Origin of the sequence: Chlorobaculum thiosulfatiphilum, assembly GCF_006265165.1 — a bacterium.
Taxonomy (GTDB): Bacteria; Bacteroidota; Chlorobiia; order Chlorobiales; family Chlorobiaceae; genus Chlorobaculum; species Chlorobaculum thiosulfatiphilum.
Window position 1 is genome coordinate 115325 of sequence record NZ_VDCH01000005.1, and the last position, 19294, is coordinate 134618.

At 56.1% G+C, this 19294-nt stretch carries 21 protein-coding genes, 1 tRNA gene and 1 other RNA gene; 7 read left to right on the forward strand and 16 right to left on the reverse strand.

Going from position 1 to position 19294, the window contains the following annotated elements:
* The first annotated feature begins 82 nt into the window (after positions 1–82).
* The 3 genes from FGF66_RS04205 to FGF66_RS04215 are packed head-to-tail and all read left to right on the forward strand — an operon-like array spanning position 83 to position 3503.
* Positions 83–751 (forward strand): succinate dehydrogenase, encoded by a 669-nt coding sequence (locus FGF66_RS04205; protein WP_139456442.1) that lies wholly within the window; start codon positions 83–85, stop codon positions 749–751.
* Between the two features lie 28 nt (positions 752–779).
* Complete coding sequence (locus FGF66_RS04210) at positions 780–2720, forward strand: fumarate reductase/succinate dehydrogenase flavoprotein subunit (RefSeq protein ID WP_139456443.1); 1941 nt, start codon at positions 780–782, stop codon at positions 2718–2720.
* Positions 2721–2729: 9 nt separating this feature from the next.
* On the forward strand, positions 2730–3503 hold the full coding sequence (locus FGF66_RS04215; protein ID WP_139456444.1) for a succinate dehydrogenase/fumarate reductase iron-sulfur subunit: 774 nt from the start codon (positions 2730–2732) through the stop codon (positions 3501–3503).
* 362 nt (positions 3504–3865) lie between these two features.
* Here FGF66_RS04215 and FGF66_RS04220 read toward each other — a convergent pair whose 3' ends face one another.
* From FGF66_RS04220 to ffs, 5 genes are all read right to left on the reverse strand, one after another.
* Positions 3866–4075, reverse strand: coding sequence for a hypothetical protein (locus FGF66_RS04220; RefSeq protein ID WP_139456445.1), 210 nt, complete (start codon positions 4073–4075; stop codon positions 3866–3868).
* A gap of 131 nt (positions 4076–4206) precedes the next feature.
* Positions 4207–5397 (reverse strand): AAA family ATPase, encoded by a 1191-nt coding sequence (locus FGF66_RS04225; RefSeq protein WP_139456446.1) that lies wholly within the window; start codon positions 5395–5397, stop codon positions 4207–4209.
* Positions 5398–5623: 226 nt separating this feature from the next.
* Positions 5624–6292, reverse strand: a complete 669-nt coding sequence (gene fsa, locus FGF66_RS04230; protein ID WP_139456447.1) for a fructose-6-phosphate aldolase — start codon at positions 6290–6292, stop codon at positions 5624–5626.
* Positions 6293–6301: 9 nt separating this feature from the next.
* Positions 6302–7354, reverse strand: a complete 1053-nt coding sequence (locus tag FGF66_RS04235; RefSeq protein ID WP_139456448.1) for a 1,9-bis(guanidino)-5-aza-nonane synthase — start codon at positions 7352–7354, stop codon at positions 6302–6304.
* 58 nt (positions 7355–7412) lie between these two features.
* An RNA gene (ffs, locus tag FGF66_RS04240) (signal recognition particle sRNA small type) lies at positions 7413–7511 on the reverse strand.
* A 378-nt stretch (positions 7512–7889) separates the two neighbouring features.
* On the opposite strand from ffs, the gene trpS reads away from it, so the two are divergent.
* From trpS to argS, 3 genes are read left to right on the forward strand one after another with little or no spacing between them, the layout of a single operon-like run.
* Positions 7890–8924, forward strand: a complete 1035-nt coding sequence (gene trpS, locus FGF66_RS04245) for a tryptophan--tRNA ligase (protein WP_139456449.1) — start codon at positions 7890–7892, stop codon at positions 8922–8924.
* Positions 8921–9625 carry a beta-phosphoglucomutase family hydrolase gene (locus FGF66_RS04250; RefSeq protein WP_139456450.1) on the forward strand — a complete coding sequence of 235 codons (705 nt, stop codon included), beginning with the start codon at positions 8921–8923 and terminating at the stop codon, positions 9623–9625. Before trpS ends, FGF66_RS04250 begins: the two co-directional genes overlap by 4 nt.
* 11 nt (positions 9626–9636) lie before the next feature.
* Positions 9637–11292, forward strand: coding sequence for an arginine--tRNA ligase (gene argS / locus FGF66_RS04255; RefSeq protein ID WP_139456451.1), 1656 nt, complete (start codon positions 9637–9639; stop codon positions 11290–11292).
* A gap of 38 nt (positions 11293–11330) precedes the next feature.
* Here argS and nadD read toward each other — a convergent pair whose 3' ends face one another.
* The 11 genes from nadD to FGF66_RS04310 all read right to left on the reverse strand — a co-directional run bounded on the left by nadD (position 11331) and on the right by FGF66_RS04310 (position 18009).
* Positions 11331–11918, reverse strand: a complete 588-nt coding sequence (gene nadD / locus FGF66_RS04260; RefSeq protein WP_139456452.1) for a nicotinate (nicotinamide) nucleotide adenylyltransferase — start codon at positions 11916–11918, stop codon at positions 11331–11333.
* Positions 11915–12832, reverse strand: coding sequence for an outer membrane protein assembly factor BamD (locus FGF66_RS04265; protein WP_246046572.1), 918 nt, complete (start codon positions 12830–12832; stop codon positions 11915–11917). The genes nadD and FGF66_RS04265 overlap by 4 nt, the downstream gene beginning before the upstream one ends.
* 319 nt (positions 12833–13151) lie before the next feature.
* A tRNA-Ala gene (locus FGF66_RS04270) sits at positions 13152–13224 on the reverse strand.
* A 111-nt stretch (positions 13225–13335) separates the two neighbouring features.
* Positions 13336–13881: a F0F1 ATP synthase subunit delta gene (locus tag FGF66_RS04275; RefSeq protein ID WP_139456454.1), complete on the reverse strand. Its 546-nt coding sequence runs from the start codon at positions 13879–13881 to the stop codon at positions 13336–13338.
* 19 nt (positions 13882–13900) lie between these two features.
* Positions 13901–14428: a F0F1 ATP synthase subunit B gene (locus FGF66_RS04280; protein WP_139456455.1), complete on the reverse strand. Its 528-nt coding sequence runs from the start codon at positions 14426–14428 to the stop codon at positions 13901–13903.
* 85 nt (positions 14429–14513) lie between these two features.
* Complete coding sequence (gene atpE, locus FGF66_RS04285; protein WP_129051316.1) at positions 14514–14735, reverse strand: ATP synthase F0 subunit C; 222 nt, start codon at positions 14733–14735, stop codon at positions 14514–14516.
* A gap of 98 nt (positions 14736–14833) precedes the next feature.
* Positions 14834–15862 carry a F0F1 ATP synthase subunit A gene (locus tag FGF66_RS04290; RefSeq protein WP_139456456.1) on the reverse strand — a complete coding sequence of 343 codons (1029 nt, stop codon included), beginning with the start codon at positions 15860–15862 and terminating at the stop codon, positions 14834–14836.
* Between the two features lie 9 nt (positions 15863–15871).
* On the reverse strand, positions 15872–16264 hold the full coding sequence (locus FGF66_RS12595; protein ID WP_170181205.1) for a hypothetical protein: 393 nt from the start codon (positions 16262–16264) through the stop codon (positions 15872–15874).
* Positions 16261–16560, reverse strand: coding sequence for an AtpZ/AtpI family protein (locus FGF66_RS04300; RefSeq protein WP_407923807.1), 300 nt, complete (start codon positions 16558–16560; stop codon positions 16261–16263). The genes FGF66_RS12595 and FGF66_RS04300 overlap by 4 nt, the downstream gene beginning before the upstream one ends.
* 56 nt (positions 16561–16616) lie before the next feature.
* Positions 16617–17606 (reverse strand): UDP-glucose 4-epimerase GalE, encoded by a 990-nt coding sequence (galE, locus tag FGF66_RS04305; RefSeq protein ID WP_139456458.1) that lies wholly within the window; start codon positions 17604–17606, stop codon positions 16617–16619.
* Between the two features lie 175 nt (positions 17607–17781).
* Positions 17782–18009, reverse strand: a complete 228-nt coding sequence (locus FGF66_RS04310) for a DUF2188 domain-containing protein (protein WP_139456459.1) — start codon at positions 18007–18009, stop codon at positions 17782–17784.
* Between the two features lie 117 nt (positions 18010–18126).
* On the opposite strand from FGF66_RS04310, the gene FGF66_RS04315 reads away from it, so the two are divergent.
* Positions 18127–19161, forward strand: a complete 1035-nt coding sequence (locus FGF66_RS04315) for an XRE family transcriptional regulator (RefSeq protein ID WP_139456460.1) — start codon at positions 18127–18129, stop codon at positions 19159–19161.
* Positions 19162–19294 lie beyond the last annotated feature (133 nt).

The window sequence follows — 19294 nt, forward strand, 5'->3', positions numbered from 1 at the left end:
ATTTCGACAAGATGGCGTTAGCTTGCGCAAACAGTTCAACGGGTTGTGCAACCTGTATCTTGTCACTGAAAGTTCACGAATTATGGGTGCTACCGGGCAGAAAACATTCTCATCCATTGCCAGCAAGGTGCTTATGGCGCTGGCCGGAGTATTTCTGCTTGTGTTCCTCGCGGTGCATCTCGGCATCAACATGTTGCTGCTTGTCGATGATGGCGGCAAATCCTTCTCGGCGGCGGCGGGTTTCATGAGCAGCTATCCGGTGATCCGGATTTTCGAGCTTGCGCTCTTCGGCGGCTTCCTGCTGCACATCGTCTTCGGGGTGATCGTCAGCATCCGGAACCGGTGGTCGCGCCCGATCCGCTACCAGCACAAAAGCCGCTCCGAAACCGCTCCGTTCTCGAAGTACATGCTGCACAGCGGCGTGGTGGTGCTCATCTTTCTTGCGCTCCATTTCATCGATTTCTACTTCATCAAGATCGGCGTTGTCGCGCCGCCGCCCGGCATCGAACGCCACGATTTCTACAGTCGCGCGGTGCTGCTGTTTTCGGACACCACCTATTCAGCGATCTACCTGGTTTCGTTTGTCGTGCTCGGATTTCACCTGAACCATGCCCTTCAGGCCGCCACGCAGACGCTCGGCCTGAACCATCCCCGATACACCCCGCTCATCAACGCGGCCAGCACGTTGTACGCGATAATCATTGCCGGGGGGTTCATGGCGATTCCGCTCCGCTTCACCCTGTTCAACTAACGCCGCGCCGCATGGAGATTGACCGCCGATGATAAAACTGAACGCCAATTCGCCGGGCGTGCCGCTCACCGACCAGTGGGACGCCTACAAGGCCGGGTGCAAACTGGTCAGCCCGAACAACAAGCGCAAGCTCGACATCATCGTGGTCGGCACGGGGCTTGCGGGCGCGGCGGCGGCGGCCACGCTTGGCCAGCTTGGCTACAACGTCAAGTCGTTCTGCTATCAGGATACCCCGCGCCGGGCGCACAGCATCGCCGCGCAGGGGGGCATCAACGCCGCGAAAAATTACCAGAACGACGGCGACAACGTCTTCCGGCTCTTTTACGACACCATCAAGGGGGGCGACTACCGCTCGCGCGAATCGAACGTCTATCGGCTCGCCTCGATCAGTCCGGAGATCATCGACCTCTGCGTGGCGCAGGGCGTGCCCTTCGCCCGCGAGTACGGCGGCCTGCTCGCCAATCGCTCCTTCGGCGGCGCGCAGGTGTCGCGCACCTTCTACGCGCGGGGGCAGACCGGCCAGCAGCTCCTGATCGGCGCGTACAGCGCCATGAGCCGCCAGATCGCCGCCGGAACCGTGAAGCTCTACAGCCGCCGCGACGTGCTCGACATCGTCGTCGTCGATGGCAAGGCGCGGGGCATCATCGCACGCAACCTCGTGACCGGCGAAATCGAGCGCCACGCGGCCCACGCCGTGGTGCTGGCCACCGGCGGCTACGGCAACGTATTCTACCTCTCGACCAACGCGATGGGCTCGAACGTGACGCCAGCGTGGAGCGCCTGGAAAAAAGGGGCGGCGTTCGCCAATCCCTGCTTCACGCAGATTCACCCGACCTGCATTCCTGTGCACGGCGAGTTCCAGTCCAAGCTCACGCTGATGAGCGAAAGCCTTCGCAACGACGGGCGCATCTGGGTGCCGAAAGAGAAGTCGGACGCCGAGCTGATCCGGCAGAAAAAGCTGCGCCCGGAGCAGATTCACGAGTCGAAGCGCGACTACTACCTCGAACGCCGCTACCCGGCCTTCGGCAATCTGGTGCCGCGCGACGTCGCCTCGCGGGCGGCCAAGGAGCGCTGCGACGCGGGCTATGGCGTCGGTTCGACCGGGCTTGCGGTCTATCTCGACTTCAGCGACGCCATCGAGCGGCTCGGACGCGCCGAAATCTCCGCCCGCTACGGCAACCTGTTCCAGATGTACCAGCGCATCGTCGATGACAATCCCTACCGCACACCGATGATGATCTACCCGGCGGTGCACTACACGATGGGCGGCCTGTGGGTGGACTACGAGCTGATGACCACCGTGCCGGGCCTCTACTCCATCGGCGAGTGCAACTTCTCCGACCATGGCGCCAACCGCCTCGGCGCGTCGGCGCTCATGCAGGGCCTGGCCGACGGCTACTTCGTTTTGCCCTACACCATCTCGGGCTACCTCTCGCACGAAATCAACACGCCGCCAATTCCGACCACCCTGCCGGAGTTCCACCTCGCCGTCCGCGACGTGACCGACCGGCTCGCGCGGCTCAAAAAGAGCGGCGGAAAGGAGTCTGTTGACCACTTCCACCGGCGCCTCGGCAAAATCATGTGGGAGCACTGCGGCATGTCGCGCAACGAGGAGGGGCTGACCAAAGCGCTCGGCTTGATCGCAGAGCTGAAGGCGGAGTTCGCCTCGGGCGTCAAGATTTCGGGCGGGCTGAAGGAGTACAACCCGGAGCTGGAGAAGGCGTGGCGCGTACAGGACTTTATCGAACTCGGCGACCTCATGGTGCGCGACGCGCTGCATCGCAAGGAGTCGTGCGGCGGCCACTTCCGCGAGGAGTACCAGACCCCCGACCACGAAGCGCTGCGCAACGACGACGAGTTCGCCTACGTCGCCGCGTGGGAGCACAAAGGCCGCGACACCGCGCCGGAGATGCACCGCGAGGAGCTGCATTTCGACACGGTGAAGCTCACGCAACGATCCTACAAATAACGGCTGCTCATGAAGTTCACCCTCAAAATCTGGCGACAGAAAAACGCCGACGACAAAGGCAGGCTGGTCAGCTACATGGTCGATGATATTTCGCCCGACAGCTCGTTTCTCGAAATGCTTGACCAGCTCAACCAGCAGCTTATCAGCAGGGGCGAAGAGCCGGTTGCCTTCGACCACGACTGCCGCGAAGGCATCTGCGGAGCCTGTGGACTCTACATCAACGGTCGCCCGCACGGCCCGTTGAAGGGCACAACCACCTGCCAGCTCCACATGCGAGCCTTCCGCAATGGCGAGATGATTTATATCGAGCCGTGGCGAAGCGGCGCGTTTCCGGTGGTCAGGGATCTGATCGTGGATCGCAGTGCGCTCGACACCATCATCCAGGCTGGAGGCTACATCTCGGTCAACTCCGGCGGTGTGCCCGACGCCAACACCATCCCCGTGCCCAAACCCAACGCCGACTCGGCCTTCGACGCCGCTGCCTGCATCGGCTGCGGAGCCTGCGTCGCCGCCTGCCCCAACGCCTCGCCGATGCTCTTCGTCGGCGCGAAAATCTCCCATCTGGCGCTCCTGCCGCAAGGTCGCATCGAAGCCACGCGTCGCGTGCAGCAGATGGTCGCCGAAATGGACGCCCTCGGCTTCGGCTTTTGCAGCAACACCTACGCCTGCCAGGCCGAATGCCCCAAAGAAATATCCATCGCCAACATCGCCCGAATGAACCGCGAATTCCTCGCCGCCAAACTCGCCGCCGAGAAGGAGCAGACCGGAGGGTTCACGATTTAGGAGGGGATGGATGGGGGGAAGAGGTTGGATGTTTTTTCCATCGTAGGGGCAGGCCCCCGTGCCTGCCTGAATTCTGGATGGCCTCAAAGTTAGCAGAGAAAAGAAGAATGACGGCCGATACCTCCAAGCCGCACAATCGTCAATCCCTCCGATTGCCGGAATAGGTTCCTCGCAGAATTTCGTGGGTGGCATTAATGGATAACTATAAAACCATTCCTGAGCGTTACAATCAGATGTTGATCAGGAAAGTCTATAAGTGATTGTTATATAAACATTTATACGTATTTGTCCTTTTCTCGATCAGTCTTTGCATAGGGCTTTACCATTGACTGTGGCTCGGTCAAACGATCCTCATTCACCATTTACCCACGAAATTCTGCGAAGAGCCGACAAAAGAGATGATGCGCTTGCGCTTCGATCTGGAAAAACAGATGATTGCGATCATCGAGAAGATCGCGCTGAGGAATTTTGACGGTGCGGTGTAAGTCATTCAGACGTATCGTTTTTTCAGGAATATCCAGTGACCAGCCACAGGAATAATCGCCTTCATCCCATAAAAAAAAGCCGGACATGCGCTGCAAATCCGGCTTTCAGAGTCAATCCAAAAATAACGCGAGTGTCAGTGCTTCATCACGGCGGCGTCTTCCATGAATTTCTTCAGACAACTGTCGGTCAGATGACAATCAGCATGATGCCGAGCCAGTCACAGCGCTGACATGTCTGGAATAGCCCGCCTCATAAACTCGTCAAAAAGGGGCACGGTAAAATTCAGCAGCCCATGCGCAGGACTGTAGATCATTCCTTTTGTGATGAGCTTGGATCGAACAGAACTGATGGCTGTAGTGCTTTCCACGCCGAGTACGTCCGCAATATCCGTTGTTCGGTATGGCCCTTGACCGATCTCCGCCATTGCCCGGAGAAATTTTTTCTCTCCGTCGGTTAAACGGTCAAACCGAACCCTGAAAAAATTCTCGTCGAGACGCCGCCCGACCTCCAGCCTTGTCTCATGAACAAGCTGTAACGTTATCGGGGAGGCTTCTGCCTGATTCCAGGCCTGATAGCCCCATTCCTGAAGAAAATAGGGATACCCTTTGGTCAGCCGGTAAATTTCACCGAGCGCATCCCGATCGAATTCAACTCCTTCCGCGTTGACCGGATCCTGAAGCGCTTTGACAGCATCCTCTTCTTCTAACGGCCCAATATCCGGAAAACTGAACAACCTTTCAGCATAAGACTTTGCGTTACCGGCAAGCCCTGGTAAAATTGGCAAACCAGCTCCCACGAGCACCAGTGGCAATTGACGCTGCTGCATTTTATGCATGGCCATTATCAGCGCGTTGAGTTCGGCGCTTGAGAAATACTGGATTTCATCAATAAAGATCGCCACGGCACACTGACGCTCTTCGGCCGCCTCACCGACAACGACAAACAGGCTGGAAAGATCGACCTCCAGATCTCCGCTGTCTGCCGTTCCCTTTTCCGGTTCGATATCGAGTCCGAGTTCAATATCCCCGACGGAAACTTTAACAGCGCCGACAAAGCTCTTCAATGCTGCTAACGCCCGGCGAACCTTGTTTCCTGCGCCTGCCATTCTGTCAAGCTCATAGAGTAGTGAGCGTAGTGGCGGAATAAGCATGGCTGCCAGCGGCTTTTGCTCCGAGGCCTCGATAACAACAGTTCTATACCCGGCCTGACTTGCACGCCGCTCCATTTCATTGAGGAGTACGGTCTTGCCTACACCGCGAAGCCCGGTCATGATCATACTTTTCTCAGGTCGTTTCCTCAGAATGCGACCAAACAGCACCTCGGCCTGCTCCAGAACGTTATCCCGACCGGCAAGTTCCGGCGGAGGAGCTCCGGCTCCTGGAGAAAATGGATTTCTGATCTTGTCCATGTTGAGCTGAAAAAAATGAAAAAAGATAAGTTTATAGGTAATTATAATTTCTTATAGTCGCTTATAATCACTTATAGCGATAAAAAGGTATAAATAGATATAACTCCTGATAAATTCAACTCATCATACCGACAATCTTCGGCTGACAGGTGTTTCCGCCCATAAAAAAAGCCGGACATGCAACACACATCCGGCTTCAAGACTCAATTCCGAAACAACTTACCGCTCAACCCTTCATCACGGCGGCGTCTTCCATGAATTTTTTCAGGCCGCTGTCGGTCAGCGGGTGGTTGGCGAGCTGTTTGATGACGCTGTACGGGAGGGTGGCGATGTCCGCGCCTGCCATTGCCGATTCGGCGACGTGCATCGGGTTGCGCACACTGGCCACGATCACCTCGGTGAGGTAGCCGTAGTTGTCGTAGATGGTGACAATCTGCCGCACCAGCTCCATGCCGGAGGTGCTGATGTCGTCGAGGCGTCCGATAAACGGACTGACGAAGTCGGCTCCGGCCTTTGCGGCCAGCAGCGCCTGCGTGGGCGAGAAGACCAGCGTGGCGTTGGTCTTGATGCCATTCTGCGAAAAGTGGCGGATCGCTTTGAGGCCATCGACGGTGAGCGGGCACTTGACGACGACGTTTTTGTGAATGGCCGCGAGCTCCTCGCCCTGGGCGATCATCTCCTCTGCTTTGAGCGTGGTGACCTCGGCGCTGACCGGACCATCGACGATTTCGCAGATTTTGGCGATGTGCGCCTTGAAGTCGGCATAGGTGAAGTTGGCCGGATCTTTGACGATCTTGGCGATCAGCGACGGATTGGTCGTGACGCCGTCGAGCACGCCAAGTGCATTGGCGGCCCGGATTTCGTCGAGGCTGGCGGTGTCGATAAAGAATTTCATGGGGCCTCCTCAGGCGTTGACCGGTTTTGCGTCGAGCATGGCGTTGAAGTTACGTGTCGGGCGCCCTTCCCAGTTGCGCTTGTGATAGGCGTAACCGGCGATGAGCGGCATGGCGACGGTGGCTTCGGCGAAGACCATCTGCTCGTAAACCGTGTCAACCTTGCCCCACGAGCTGGCCTCCTTGAGGGTCGAGCCGGAGAGCGCGCCGTCGCGTTCGTCGGCCACGGTGATCTGCACGGCGTAGGTGTGCATTGAAACATCTTCATAGCCCAGCACTTCAGCCGCAACAACGATGTCCTGCGTAAAGTTCTTCGGCACACCGCCGCCGATCATGAAGATGCCGGTCTTGTCGTTCTCGATCTTGATTTTGGTCAGCTCGCGGAAGTCCTTGACCGAGTCGATGGAGACGTGGTTGTCGGGATTGTGCCACTGGTGGTGTACCAGGCCGAAACCGGCGGAGCAGTCCGAAAATGCCGGGCAGAAGATCGGCACACCCTTCTCGTAGGCTTTATAGACGATGGAGTTCTTGTCGAGGTTGTTGGCCTCGATGTATTTGCCCATCTCGACGATGAACTCGCGGGAGGAGTAGGCGCCGGGCTGCATCGAGTTGGCGATGATGGCCATCGTGTCGTCGCAGACGCGAAGTTCATCCTCGTCGATGTAGGTGTCGTAAATGCGGTCGATGGCCAGCTCGCGCAACTCCGAGTCATCGGCGAACTGTGAGCCTTTCCAGTGCTTGAAGCCGAGCGCCTCGAAGAAGTCCTGATCGACGATGTTCGCGCCGGTCGAGACGATAGCGTCAACCATGTTGTTGTCGAGCATGTCGATGATGACCTGCTTCAGCCCGGCGCTGATGAGCGAACCGGCAAGCGTCAGAATGACGGCGCACTCCTTGTCCTGCTGCATCAGATCGACGATGGAGGCGGCGCGGGCCAGGTTGCGGGCCTGGAAGGCCATGTCGGCCATTTGCTCGACCATCGGCACGACGTTGTGTTTCTTGATCTCGATATGCCGGATCGGTTCTCGCAGAAATTCCGCTTTTTTTGTCATGGTCTCATCCATTGTTGACTCCTGTATCGTTAGTGTTCGGATTCAGATTTCAAAAATTCCAATAAAAAAAGGAGAGCAAGCTGACTATATCACACACTCACATTACCGGATGCTGCTTCCTTCCGGACCTGACATGGTTGGGCAAGAGAATGCTGTATAGGACTTACTCTCCTAAACTCAATATTGTTTTGTCTTAAATTGCCGCTGTACCGGCGACGCAATGTAAAACAAGTCGCCTAATATAGCGTTCTGAAATTAAAATACAAAAACAAAGCTTTTTTCTTTGTTACAACTGTTATAACTTCGTAACCGCTACGGAGAAGCGTCTCCGGCCCATACAGGCGGCGCGCAAACCGGAGGTTGTGTCATTCTGAACGAAGTGAAGAATCCGGCTTCTTCGGAAATGGCTGATAACTTATTGATTGACTGCATATTACGTGACTTTCTGGATTCTTCGCCCGACTGCGTCGGACTCAGAATGACAAGAGAGGAGCACTACCATAACTATAGAGACGCTCCTTGCAACGGGAGCAAGAACCACGACCTCATGTCGATACAAAGAATTTTAAGCGGGATGCGGCCTACCGGCAGGCTGCACCTCGGACACTATACCGGAGCACTCGAAAACTGGATCGCCCAACAGAACCTTCTCCACCCGGACGGAAGCCGGGCCTACGAGACCTGCTTCCTCATCGCCGATTACCACAGCCTGACCACTTCGCTCGATACTTCGAGTCTGTATGCGCACTCCATCGACATGCTCATAGACTGGCTCGCGGCGGGGGTCGATCCCGATAAAAGCCCGGTTTTCCGGCAGTCGCAGGTCAAGGAGCACTCCGAGCTGTTCCTCATCTTCTCGATGCTCGTCACCACGGCGCGGCTCGAACGCAATCCGACGCTCAAGGAGCAAGTGCGCGACCTGAACATGGAGTCGCTCGTCTATGGCCACCTCGGCTATCCGGTGTTGCAGGCGGCGGATATTCTGCTCTACAAGGGCAACGTGGTTCCCGTGGGCGAGGATCAGATTCCGCATGTTGAAATAACTCGCGAGATCGCCCGCAAGTTCAACAGCCACTACCAGCATCCGGAGCTGGGCGACGTCTTCCCGGAACCTTCGCCGAAGATCACCAAGTTCGCCCGCCTCGTCGGCCTCGACGGCAAGGCGAAGATGTCCAAGTCGCTCGGCAACACGATTCTGCTCTCCGACGGCCCCGACGAGGTAATGAAAAAGATGCGCCCCGCCGTGACCGACACGCTGAAAGTTCGCCGCAACGATCCGGGCCGCCCGGAGGTGTGCCTGGTTTTCAGCTATCACCAGAAGTTCACCGGCGAAGCTCAGCTCGCCGAAGTTGAGGCGGGATGCCGCTCAGGCGCACTCGGCTGCGTTGATTGCAAAAAGATGTGCGCGGCGAACATTTCGGCGGAGCTGGCTCCGATCCTCGAACGGCGCAAGCACTACGAAGAGCGCCCGGAAATGGTCAAAGAGATTCTGCACGAGGGCGAAACGAAAGCACGGAAAATTGCCGGAGAAACCATGAAAGAGGTACGGGAGGCCATGAACCTCGGGGAGAGTAACGCATGATGATACAAAACGATAACAGCCCGAAAGCCTTTATTTTCGACATGGACGGCGTACTGGTCGATAACATGAGAATGCACGCGCAGTCGTGGGTCGATCTGTTCGCCGATTACGGACTGTCGGGACTCGACCCGGAGCGCTACCTCGTCGAGACCGCAGGCATGAAGGGACTCGACGTCTTGCGTTACTTCCTCGATCCGGCGATTTCGCCCGAAGAGGCCGACAAGCTGACGGAGCTGAAGGACATTCTCTACAGAGTGATGAACCGCAGCGCCATCGTGCAGATGCCCGGCCTCGAAGCGTTCCTCAACCGCGCATCCGGCGTGGGCATCCGGCTCGGCATCGGTACGGGCGCGGGGCCGAAGAACATCGACTACGTGCTCGGCCTGACCGGCATGAAGTCACGGTTCCAGGCGATCATCGGTGCTCATCAGGTCAAACATGGCAAGCCCCATCCCGAGACCTTCCTGCGCGTGGCTGAACTGCTCAGTGTCGAGCCGTCGTCCTGCATCGTCTTCGAGGACGCGCTGCCCGGCGCGGAGGCCGCCGCCGCCGCAGGCATGAGCTGCGTGGCCGTCACCACCACCAATCGTCCCGAGGCCTTCTCGGCGTTCGACAACGTCATCACGGCCATCGACCATTTCGAGGGACTCATGCCCGAACTGCTGCTGGAGCTTTCCGGCACTGCCAAAACCATGTCATAACGATCATTCCGATGCGAGCATTTTTTCTTCCCTACATCGAAGCGGCCCTGCAGAAGGCGGGCATAGAGACCGATAAAGAGATTCAGATCGAAAAACCGACCGACAAGAAGTTCGGCGATTTCTCGACCAACATCGCCTTTCTGCTCGCCAAGGAGGCGAAACGGAATCCGCGCGAACTGGCCTCGCAGCTCATCGGGCTGCTCTCATTTCCGGAGGGCACCGTGACAAAAACCGAGGTGGCCGGCCCCGGCTTCATCAACTTCCACCTCGATCAGGTCTTCGTCATGCGCTCGGCGAGCGCCGTGCTCCGGCAGGGTGAGGCATTCGGATGCACGGAGTCGGGCAAGGGGCAGAAGGCGATTGTCGAGTACGTCAGCGCCAACCCGACCGGGCCGCTCACCATCGGGCGCGGACGCGGCGGCGTGCTCGGCGACTGCATCGCCAACCTGCTTGAAACGCAGGGCTACGAGGTGACGCGCGAATATTATTTTAATGACGCCGGACGGCAGATGCAGATTCTGGCCGAATCGGTGCGCTTCCGCTACCTCGAAAAGTGCGGTCGCGAGATCGAGTTCCCGACGACGCACTACCAGGGCGACTACATCTCGGACATTGCCGAGACGCTCTTCATTGAGCACGGCGACGAGCTGGCCGCGACCGACGAACTGACGCTCTTCAAGGAGACTGCCGAGGGGATCATCTTCAGCTCGATCCGCAAGACGCTCGAACGGCTGTCGATCACGCACGACAAGTTCTTCAACGAGCACACGCTCTACCAGTCCCGCGAGGGTGAGCCTTCGCGCAACCAGCAGGTGATCGACGCGCTCGAAGCCAAAGGGTTCATCGGGCGCTACGACGGCGCGACCTGGTTCATGACGACGAAACTTGGCCAGGAGAAGGACAAGGTGCTCATCAAATCCTCCGGCGACCCGAGCTACCGCCTACCCGACATTGCCTACCACGTCACCAAGTTCGAGCGAGGCTTCGACCTCATGGTGAACGTTTTCGGCGCGGATCACATCGACGAGTACCCCGACGTGCTCGAAGCGCTGAAAATTCTCGGCTACGATGCCTCGAAGGTCAAGATCGCCATCAACCAGTTCGTCACCACAACGGTTGGTGGCCAGACGGTCAAGATGTCCACCCGCAAGGGCAACGCCGACCTGCTCGATGACCTCATCGACGACGTCGGCGCGGACGCCACGCGCCTGTTCTTCATCATGCGCGGCAAGGATTCGCACCTGAACTTCGATGTCGAGCTGGCCAAAAAGCAGTCGAAGGACAACCCGGTTTTTTACCTCCAGTACGCCCACGCGCGGATTTGCAGCCTCGTGCGTATGGCCGAAAAAGAGGTCGGCTTCGACGAGACCGCCGCCACCGGCGAAGGATTGCCGCTGCTTTCGAGCGAGCCGGAGATCGATCTCGCCTCCGCGCTGCTCGACTTCCCGGACCTCATTCAGGCCAGCCTGCGCCTGCTCGAACCGCAGAAGATGGTCGAGTACCTCCACACGGTCGCCGAGCGCTACCACAAATTCTATCAGGAGTGCCCGATTCTGAAAGCGGACGAAAGCATCCGCGCAGCGCGGATGGAGCTGTCACTCGCGGTGCGTCAGGTGCTGCGCAACGGCTTCAGGATTCTCGGCATCTCTGCTCCGGAATCAATGTGATTTTCTGAATGGTATGTACGGCTTGTAAAGCGAGGGAATCAGACGCGATACAGGCCGTGCGATTCGATGTACGCCGCGATGGATTGAGGGACGAGATGCGAGATTGGCTGACCGGCGGCGGCCAGACGCCTGACCTCCGTTGCTGAAACCGGCATATCGAAATCGAAGAGCATCGCTGGCGGAAGTTTCTCGCCGCACGACGCGGCGGCAAGCGCGCCGCAAGAACGACCAAACACGGCAATGTCGCAAAGTTTGGCGATCTCACGCGATTCCCGCCACTGCGGCATCTGCCGGTAGCTGTCCTCTCCGACAAGCAGCACCAGCTCGTCGCCGGGATGGAGCGTCGCGACGTGGCGCAAAAGATCGATGGTGTACGACGGCCCCGGCTGCTGCAACTCCCAGTCGCTCATTTCAGCAAACTTACCTGCGGCGTTGATCTGTGCAACAAGCAGGTGGGTCATTGCGGCCCTCTCCTGGGCCGAAGCGTCAGCGGGTTCTTTGAAAGGATTTTTGGAAACCGATACGATCAGCCGGTCAACTCCCGCCAGCTCCCGTGCAGAGAGGCAAAGCGCGAGATGACCGTTATGCGGTGGATCGAAACTTCCTCCAAAAACAGCGGTTCTCACTCTTGCGATTTCGGATCGCGCGAATTTGAGTAGTGTGAGAGAACTTTCTTTGCGGCATCTTCAACCAGAGCGCCCTTACCCGGAAAGAGCTGCTGGAACGTCTCTATCGACTGGCGCGCCTCGAACCAGTTGCCCCGCTTGATCTCCATATCGATTTTGCCAACCCAGGCTGGCTCGATCCATTTGGTATCGGCATACTGGTTGACGACCACATCGTAGAAAATCTCTGCGGCCTGGTACTTTTTGAGCTTGGCGTATTGCCGGGCGATCGAATAGCGGTTATGAGCGAGCTTCTCCCTGAGCGCAGGAATGGCCTGGATGCTGTATCGCGCGGGCGACTGGCTGGAAAGCGCAGCCATCGCGGCCTCGTATTTTTGCCTGTAAGAGGCGTTCGACGGATCAACCTCCATCAGCTTTTTATACATATCGGCATCGCTGGCCGCATCCCCGAAATCATCGGATGGATACTGGTCAAGGTAGGTGGTGAATTCGCTGATCGCTTTGACAGTGTACTCCTGGTCAAGCTCGTGGTACGGCGAGAGCTTTTCGTAAGACATGGCAAGCTGGAACTGCGCATTCCTCGCATAGGGTGAGTCCGGAGTCTGCTGAAGCAGACGGCGGTAGGTGTCGGCGGCAAGGATGTACTCTTTCTTTTTGAAATAGGAATCAGCCAGAGAGTTCAGCACATCGTCCTCCAGATCGGTCGCCCTCGTCGAAAACATGAGGGATTCAAGAATGACAATAGCTTTGTCGTAATTCTTTTTTTCGATTCTGTCCGTGGCTTCGCGGTAGCGTTGCTCAGCCGGAGTGACCGTCATGGCGGCGGTTGACGCAGGTTTCGATGACGAGCAGGACGAAAGCGGTAATGCAAGACAGAGAAGACCGGGAAGAATCTTGAGTGCCGACTTTTTCATGACTGATTGAGACATAAAGGCTCCCTTGAAGCATGTGAAAAATAACGATCCAAAAACCTGTTGCCTGACGACAGGCTGCCGAACTTGCGTAAACCGATGCAAAAGCAGAGAATACTGATACAGAGCCTGGCAAGTTTACGGCTGAATTGGGCAAACCGGAATACTCAGCTTTGAGAGGCTGGGTTTGCATCGGCAATCCGGTTCGACGAGCGAAGGAACACCCGAAAAACGGCTTCATGCGTCCGGAGAAGAAAGTGGCGCCCGCCTTGGCTTTGGCGGGACATAATCTCAGCGAACAGAATGGAACCTGCGGGGTTTGTGGAGCTTAGGGGAGTCGAACCCCTGACCTTCTCATTGCGAACGAGACGCTCTACCAACTGAGCTAAAGCCCCGAAACGGAAGAACAATTTACGCCTATTCGGCACCGGCACAATATACTCTTTTCATCATCACAAAAAAAGCCTGCATATCGGCAGGCTTTTTTTGAACATAATGCTCTGTAATCAGGCCGGTTCAGCGAGCAGCGTGTGTTTGAGCATCTCAAGCTGATGGCTGATGCTCCCGTCAATGATCGTATCGCCGATCTTTACGCTCACGCCGCCGATCAGATTCTCGTCGAGCAGCATCCTGGCGCGAATCTTCTTGCCAGTGCGAGCAGAGAGGCTGTTGACCAGCTCTTTGGCCTGATCGTCGCTGAGCTTTACGGCGCTTTTCACATCGGCATTGATGACACCGTTACGTTCGTCGAGCAGTGCGCTGAACTCATCAATCACTCCGACAAGCAAATTCGCCCTTTTTTTACGGGTGAGCAGCTTGATGAAGGTCATAGTTTTCTGATCAATCTCGTTCTTGAATATCTCTTCGAGAATTTTCGATTTGAGGTCAACATTGATCAGCGGACTTTTAAGGGCCAAAACGAGTTCATGACTACCGGAAAGCACTTCCTGTAGTTTCCGCAGGTCTTCGGTAACCGTCTCCAGAAAGTTACCCTCAACGGCCACTTCGAGCAAGGCCACCGCGTATCGACGGCCTGCAATTGCACTTGACATAGTTCCGAGGTTTTATTAATCAGTTACGATTGGAGGCCATTTCCCTGATCATATCGTTGACCACCGCTTTCTGCTTGTCCGCATCGAGAGTGGCACGGATAATTTTTTCAGCTCCTTTCACCGCCATATCGGCAACCTCGTTCCTGAGCACATCCAGCGCGCGGCGCTTCTCCTGCTCAATCTCTTCCTTGGCGGAAGCAATCATCTTGCGGGACTCTTCCTGGGCTTTCTCGGTCAGTTCGTTGCGAACCTTATCGGCAATCTCCTTGGCTTCCCTGATGATTTTATCAGATTCAGCATCTGCCTTGGCCAGCAATTCCCGGTTTTTCTTCAGGATCGACTCGGCCTCATCTTTTGCGGTGTGAGCACGGTCAATGGCCGACTGAATACCTTTGGATCTCTCTTCGAGCATCGACAGGATCGGCCCCCATGCGGTTTTGCTGAGAATGACAAGGACGATCAGAAAAGTAAGAGCTGTCCAGAATATGAGGCCAGGATTCGGGTTGAGAAGCCCGCCTTCGAGCAGAATAATCCCTGACGTTAGCATGAACGCAGTCCTTTAACAGTTTGATAAAAAACCGTCTGCGGTTTCAAATAGATACTGCAGACGGATTAAGCTATGGCTCGTAGCATTACTTCAGGGCAAGAAGCACACAGATAACCTCGCCGAACAGTGCTACACCCTCGATAAGAGCAGCTGCGATAATCATCGTGGTACGGATGTCCGAAGTAGCCTCAGGCTGACGGGCAGTGCCTTCAGCTGCAGAAGCTGCGGCGTTTCCGATACCAATACCTGCACCGATAGCTGCCAGACCTGCGCCGATGCCCGCACCCAAATAACCCAAACCTTCCATCTTTAAATTGCCTCCATGATTGTTGTTGTAAAGTGAATGCTACTCCTTGTAGCCGTTCTAAAAAAGATAACTGAACTTCGTTACGCCACCGTATCGTCTCAATGATGACCGGAAGCTTCAAGCTCATGACCGTCGTGGCCGCCTTCGTGCGCCGTCGCCAGACCGATAAACAGTGCTGAAAGCATGGTGAACACGAACGCCTGCAGGAACGCCACGAAGAGTTCGAGCAGATAGATGAAAATTGCAAACGGAATCGAAACCGCCACGGCGACGATGTAGCTCTTCAGAATAAAGCTGATGAAGAACAGGCTGAGAATGATGATATGACCAGCCGTCATGTTTGCGAAGAGTCGGATGGTCAGTGCGAATGGCTTGGTGAACTGGCCGAGAATTTCGATCGGCACCATGATGATCCAGAGCGCCCAGTGCGTACCGGCGGTAAGATGCTGAAGGTACCCTTTGATACCGTGAGCCTTGAAAGCCGAAACCTGGGTGACGATAAAGGTAAAGGTGGCAAGGGTCAGCGTGACGTTAACGTTACCGGTAGCCGTCGCACCATAAGGAATGAGGCCGAGAAGGTTGCAAACCAGAATGAAGAAAAACACCGTCAGCAGGTAGGGCAGGTACTTCTCGTAACCGTGACCGATGTTGGGTTTGGCGACGTCATTGCTGATAAAATCGACCAGCGACTCGAAGACATTGGCAACGCCCTTCGGAGCCTGGTTTGCGGACATCTTCCTGACGCTCGCGCCAGCGGCGCTTGCAATGACAACAAGAAGAATCGCGGCAAGCCAGATCATGACGACATGCTTGGTAATCGAAATATCATAACCGGCAACTTCGATGCGAGGCAGATGCACCTCTCCGAATGGCTCGAATGCGAAGGTGTGGTTGTCGAGAATATGGTGCATGATCAGGTCGCCCGGCTTCTCTTCACCGCCCTCGGCATGAGCAGTCTCAGCCTCTGCGGGTGCGGCTGCTGACGCCTCGATGCTTGCCGGAGCTGCCGGAGCAGTTGCTGCTACAGGGGCCTCATTCTGACCGGCAGTTGCGAATACAGGACTGTTCAGGCTCAGGAGAACAGGCACGACCAGTGCCAGAATTCTTGAAATCGCTTTCTTTCGCATACCGTCTTGTCAGTTTTTTGCCGCGTTTTTTTTCAGTTGATTCTTCTTCTGGTAAGCGAGAATCTCGATCACCAGGTAAATACAGTAAAATGAGATGAAGGATACCACGAAATCGATCGACTTGACCATGCCCAGCAGATTGATGACCAGCACCAGCGCCATGACGATCAGAAGCCTGAGTGCCACGCCGCCGAAAACGACCAGCGTGAAAATCTTTGACTCCTTGTCAAATCCGTACTCAAAGAGCAGGTATCCCGTGAGGCTGTTGAGGACGACTATAAGCCATGCTACGAAGACCGAACCGATGTCGATCGGGTAGTTCGAGGCGCCCCAATACACGACCCCCCATAAAATGACCGACAAGATAATTAACTTTACAAGAAAATCAAACAAAGCCTTCATGCCTGACGATCCTTTTCATGGTTTCGTGTGTGTTGATGTAAACGGTCATGGTCGCGGTCTGCCTGGCGAATGGTTTTCATGAGCACGAGCACCATGCCCACCATGCCAACAAGCACTCCGGCCAGCAGAAACAGAGGCGAGGTGCCAAGCTTCGAATCCGCCCAGTAACCGAGGAAGACGAAAAGCGCGAAGCTCGCCGCGATCTGAACCCCGATGCCGAGATAATCCGACAGCGCCCTGACCGAATTTCCAAACTGCTCCGTGAATTTATCCTTTTTCCTGTCATTATCTAACATGGTCATCTCCTTTAAGGGAGTCAACGGCTGTCGGTGCGAATTGCTCCAGAAAAGCTTTATCGCCAGCCGGAATCAGCGTTAACGTCCCGGTAAACATTCCAGGTCGATTCGACCAGCGTGTCGAGATCGCTGTGCCGCGCCGTCCAGCCGAGCAGCTCGCGAGCCATCGCCGAAGTCGCCACCAGATTGGCCGGGTCTCCTTCGCGGCGCGGCGCGAACTCCGCCGGAATCTCGCGCCCCGTCACGCGGCGGGCTGCGTCGAGCATTTCGAGCACGGTGACGCCGGTCTCGCTGCCGAGGTTTACCGACAGGCTCTCGCCGGTTTCGATCACCTGCTCGAATGCGAGCACATGCGCCGTGGCCAGATCGTTGACGTGGACGTAGTCGCGGATGCAGGTGCCGTCCCTGGTCGGGTAGTCCGTGCCGAACACGGAGAGCGACGGCCTCATACCGGCGGCGACCTCCATGATGACCGGCAAGAGGTTGGCCGGATTCTGCTCCAGCCCGCGGATTCGCCTCTGCACATCGTAACCGGCGGCGTTGAAATATCTTACTGCAGCGAACCTCAATCCCTTGAGCTTGTCGTACCATTCGAGGATGCGCTCGATTTCGAGCTTGGTGAAGCCGTAGTAGTTCTCCGGCTCTTTCGGGTGACTCTCGTCGATGGGCAGGTAGGCCGGGCTGCCGAAGATGGCCGCCGAGGAGGAAAAAAGGAAGCATTTGATGCCGCTCGCCACCGCCTGGTTGATGGTGCCGATCGTGCCGCAGATGTTGTGCACGGAGTACTCTTCCGGCTTCTGCATCGACTCTCCGGCAGCCTTCAGCGCCGCCAGATGGACGCAGCCGTCAAACCCTCGATTCATCACCTCCGCCAGCGTGCCAGCATCGAAAATGTCGCCCCGCACGAACTCGGCGTCACCGAAAAGGTTCTCCTCCCGCCCGGTGGAGAGATTGTCGAACACCGTGACCTGGTAGCCCCGGTCGAGAAACTCGCGAGCCACATGGCTGCCGATATAGCCCGCGCCGCCGATAACGAGAATTTTCATACCTGAATATTTAGGGGATTGATACTCGATTACAGCAAAAGATAACACTTCCCGCCCGATATAACGCGGAGTTCACCGGCCAATGGCGACACGAAGCGTAATCGGCAGACGCGATGAACCTTGCGGGACGCCCTTCATCGAAAAGCAGTGTGCGGCTTTTAAAAGGCAAACGCGCTTATTCCCGTGGCGGGCAAGGATCGTTGCCGTGGCTGTCCTTGCCGCTGATTTTGCCGTTCTTGTTGTGAATGACCAGCTCGGTATGCTGCCGGGCGCTCAAATCCCGCGCCCTGTCGATAGCTGGCTTTTTGGTACTGAACACGTTCGACGCTTTCGATGAGCCGCTTTGTTTGACTTTCCAGCCGCCGTTCGGATTCGGTACCACATGGGTCGATTTCTTGTTCATCACGATAATTGTCTGAATTCAAAGGATCATTTGAACGTTTATGCTTGTTGACAAAAGTTATAATAATTAAATTATTGTCAACCGCAATCACCACCAATCACCACACAGAGAGCAGCCATGATGCCCAATTTCGGAGAACGGCTCCGCTCTGCTCGAAAGATGGCCGGAATGTCGCTTCAGGAACTTTCCAACAGGATGGAGAGTCCGGTTTCAAAGCAGGCGCTCAGCAAATACGAGCAGGGGAGAATGCAGCCCGACAGCAACGCGCTGCTGTCGATCGCGTCAGTTCTCGGCGTCAGGCCGGACTACTTTTTCAGAGAACCGGCCCAACTGAGCGCCATCGAGTTTAGAAAACATGCCAAGCTGACGGAAAAGGAACGAGAGCGTATCGAAGCGAAAGCGCTCGATATGCTTGAGCGTTACCGTGAACTCGAATCCTGCCTCGGTCTGGACTCTTCGTTCGTCCATCCGTTTCCGGACGCGGTACTTGCCTTTTTCGACGATGCCGGAAACTATGCCGAAAAGCTTCGCCAGGCATGGAATCTCGGCATCGATCCCATTCCCGATGTCGTCGAAATGCTCGAAAGCTACAACGTAAGGGTCATCATGCTCGACGCGCCGGATGGCTTCGATGGGCTGTCGGCCTGGTCAGGCGATATACCGGTCATCGTGTTCAACAAAAACCGCGACGTTGTCCGTCGCCGCTTCACCGCGCTGCACGAACTGGCGCACCTGCTTTTCCGGTGCGAGGCCGAAACCCCACGCGAAAACGAAAAACTCGCTCATGCCTTTGCGGGAGCATTTCTGTTTCCGAAAGAGTCGTTTCTTCGAGCCGTTGGTGAAAAGCGTACCCACTTTACCGAAAGAGAGCTGCTCGATATAAAAGAGTATTTCGGGATTTCGGTTCAGGCAATCATGGCGAGAGCCAAGGCACTTGGGGTTATCAATGACTTCACCTACAAGAATTTCTGCATTGCCTGGTCGAAAAACCGGATCGACGAACCCGGAGCGTACCGCTCCAAGGAAGAGCCTGCGCGATTCAGGCAACTTCTCGACAGGGCGGTTTCGGAAGAGGTGATCACGATGAGCAAAGCTGCGGAACTCGCCGGAAAATCGTATAATGAACTGAGCGAGGAAATGTCGTTCATCTAAACCCGTATGAAGTGAATGTCGCGATACATGACGCCAACATTCTGATCGATATTGTTGGGTCAGTGAGATAAAGTGTGTAAACGGTCATAGATTCCACTCATGAAACAAGGAGCAAAACTATGACCAGAAAGAA